At 67.8% G+C, this 2,558-nt stretch carries 4 protein-coding genes; 3 read left to right on the forward strand and 1 reads right to left on the reverse strand.

Annotated features, from left to right (window positions below):
• Window positions 1–234 precede the first annotated feature (234 nt).
• Window positions 235–999, forward strand: a complete 765-nt coding sequence (mddA, locus tag BN4348_RS32145) for a methanethiol S-methyltransferase (RefSeq protein ID WP_066908235.1) — start codon at window positions 235–237, stop codon at window positions 997–999.
• On the opposite strand, the gene BN4348_RS32150 is transcribed toward mddA, so the two are convergent.
• Entirely contained in the window at window positions 996–1,460 is a 465-nt protein-coding gene (locus BN4348_RS32150; protein WP_066908238.1) for an SRPBCC family protein, read from the reverse strand. The two genes, mddA and BN4348_RS32150, sit on opposite strands and share 4 nt — an antisense overlap.
• 41 nt (window positions 1,461–1,501) lie before the next feature.
• Here BN4348_RS32150 and BN4348_RS32155 point away from each other — a divergent pair, with 41 nt between their 5' ends.
• Both BN4348_RS32155 and BN4348_RS32160 read left to right on the forward strand, forming a co-directional pair.
• A complete protein-coding gene (locus BN4348_RS32155) occupies window positions 1,502–1,984 on the forward strand; it encodes a cation:proton antiporter regulatory subunit (protein ID WP_066908241.1) in 483 nt (160 codons plus the stop codon).
• Between the two features lie 4 nt (window positions 1,985–1,988).
• Window positions 1,989–2,558, forward strand: a 570-nt coding sequence (locus BN4348_RS32160; RefSeq protein WP_211145646.1) for a cation:proton antiporter domain-containing protein, incomplete at its 3' end; no start/stop codon positions are given.

The raw sequence follows: 2,558 nt of genomic DNA on the forward strand, positions 1-2,558 counted from the left end.
GAGCGGCGTGCAGCCGCGCGCCAGCAGGGTCGCGGCGCCAAGCCGCCGAAGTCGGTCAAGCGGCGTTAGCCGGTCCCGTCCCGCGTCGAGTGCGCGCCGAGCCGCACACTCGGCATCCGATGTGCGGCTGGCCGCACATTCGGCGCCCTAGTCAGAATTGACTAGGCGATCGCTGGCGGAAGTTGATCCAAACGGCCTATATACCAGCGCAGGTGCGCGTTCGACACTTGAGTCATGAAGCGTTACTTAATCATTGCTTATGGCGCGGCGGCTTACCTGCTGTTCCTCGCCGCCTTTGTGTATCTCGTCGGGTTCGTGGCGAACCTGTGGGTGCCGCGCACCGTCGATCACGCGCTGCCCGCGCCGATCGGCCAGGCGGCGCTGGTCAACGTGTTGCTGGTGGGCGCGTTCGGCGTCCAGCACAGCGTCATGGCGCGCAAGGCGTTCAAGGCGTGGTGGACACGAGTCGTGCCGGCGTCGGTAGAACGCAGCACCTACGTGGTGCTGTCGAGTGCCGTGCTGCTACTGCTCTATTGGCAGTGGCGGACGATCCCGGCGGTCGTTTGGGACGTGCGGCCCCCGGCGGGGCGCGCGGTGCTGTGGGCATTGTTCTGGCTGGGCTGGGCGATCGCGCTGGGCGCAACGTTCATGATCAACCACTTCGATCTGTTCGGGCTTCGGCAGGTGTATTTGGCGTGGCGCCAAAAGCCCTATACCGAGCTGCATTTCCGCACTCACCTGTTCTACCGTTTGGTGCGCCACCCGCTGATGCTGGGATTCCTCATCTCGTTCTGGGCGGCCCCCACCATGACGGCCGGGCATCTGCTCTTCTCGATCGCCATGACCGGCTACATCCTGACCGCCGTGCACATCGAAGAGCGCAGCCTCGTCGCGGCGCTGGGCAACGACTATCGCGAGTACCGCCGCGAGGTCCCGATGCTGGTACCCTTAAAACACCGGCCGCGCCAGCGTATGGCGGAAACGGTTGGCCAGCACTAGCTTTCGAGGAGGTCGGCGATGCGCGCCAACGTGGCGCGCATGCCGGCCGCGGTCTGCTCGGGCATCGAACCGCTGGTGATCATCCGCTTCTGCTTGTCCCGCGACACGTCCCAGGTTTCGCGCACCAGCGTGCCGCCCTCGGCGGGGAGCAGTTCGTAACGCCAGATGCGCCCGCCTACCAGGCCCCCCAGCCCGAAGGTCTGCCACGCGATGCGGCGGTCGGGTTCGTATTCGATGACGGTGTTGGTGGTGCGGTAGGGGATGAACAGCGTCTCCTTGCGCCCCTTCATCGCCATCGCGAATGTCGTACCCATCGAGAGGGGAACCGACTGCTGCGAGGCGTGATTGACCGACTCCGAACCGTCGAAGGTGGCGTGCTTGGCGGCGTCGGCCAGCAGCGCGAAGACCGTTCCGGGTGGCGCCTTGATGACCCGCTCGACACTGACCGTGCTTCCGTCCACGCGATGACACTAGCGCCGCCCGGCTGGTAAGCATGGACGGTATGGATGTCAAGGAGGTGTTGCTGCCGGGTGTCGGTCTCCGCTACGAATTCACCAGCCACAACGGTGAGCGCATCGGGATCGTCGCGCGCCGCGGCGGTGACTTCGACGTCGTCCTGTACGGCCCCGAGGATCCCGACCAGGCCCGGCCGGTCTTTCACCTGACCGACGACGAGGCCGAGGCCGTGGCCCAGATCCTGGGCGCGCCGCGCATCGCCGAGCGGTTCACCGAGCTGTCCCGGGAGGTGACCGGGCTCGAGACGGGGCAGATCCACATCGTGGCCGGCAGCCCCTTTGTGGACCACCCGCTCGGCGACACCCGCGCCCGCACCCGCACCGGCGCATCGATCGTCGCGATCGTGCGCAACGAGGAAGTGCTCGCCTCGCCCGGACCGGCCGAAATGCTGCACGCGCGAGACGTTCTGATCGTGATCGGCACCGAAGACGGCATCGCCGGTGTCGAGCAGATCATCGATAAGGGCTGAGCCGGTGCAGGTTTCGGGGGCGCTGCTGTTTCAACTCGGCGCCCTCCTGGCCACGCTGGCCGTATTGGGCGCCGTCGCAAGGCGTTTCGCGTTGTCGCCGATACCGGTGTACCTGCTGGCGGGCCTCTCACTGGGCAAGGGCGGACTGCTGCCGGTCGCGGCGGCGGGCGAGTTCATCCAGACGGCGGCACCCATCGGCATCGTGTTGTTGCTGCTGACCCTGGGGCTGGAATTCTCGGCGAGCGAATTCGCCGCCAGCCTGCGGCACCACCTGCCGTCGGCCGGGGTCGACCTCGTCCTCAACGCCACACCCGGCGCGGTGGCCGGCTGGCTGCTGGGGCTGGACGGCGTGGCCATCCTGGCCCTGGCCGGCGTCACCTACATTTCCTCGTCGGGGGTGATCGCGAGGCTGGTGCAGGACCTGGGCAGGCTGGGGAACCGCGAGACGCCGGCCGTGCTGTCGGTGCTGGTGCTCGAGGACTTCGCGATGGCGGCCTACCTGCCGCTGTTCGCGGTCCTGGCGTCGGGCGGCGGCTGGGTGCGCGCCGTCGCCGGCACGGCGGCCGCCGTCGGC

The sequence above is a fragment of the Mycobacterium interjectum genome, assembly GCF_900078675.2.
Classification (GTDB): Bacteria; Actinomycetota; Actinomycetes; order Mycobacteriales; family Mycobacteriaceae; genus Mycobacterium; species Mycobacterium interjectum.

Coding starts and splice junctions, on each gene's coding strand:
- BN4348_RS32155 (WP_066908241.1), top strand. CDS start 1,502: ATGGATGTCAAGGAGGTGTTGCTGCCGGGTGTCGGTCTCCGCTACGAA.
- mddA (WP_066908235.1), top strand. CDS start 235: ATGAAGCGTTACTTAATCATTGCTTATGGCGCGGCGGCTTACCTGCTG.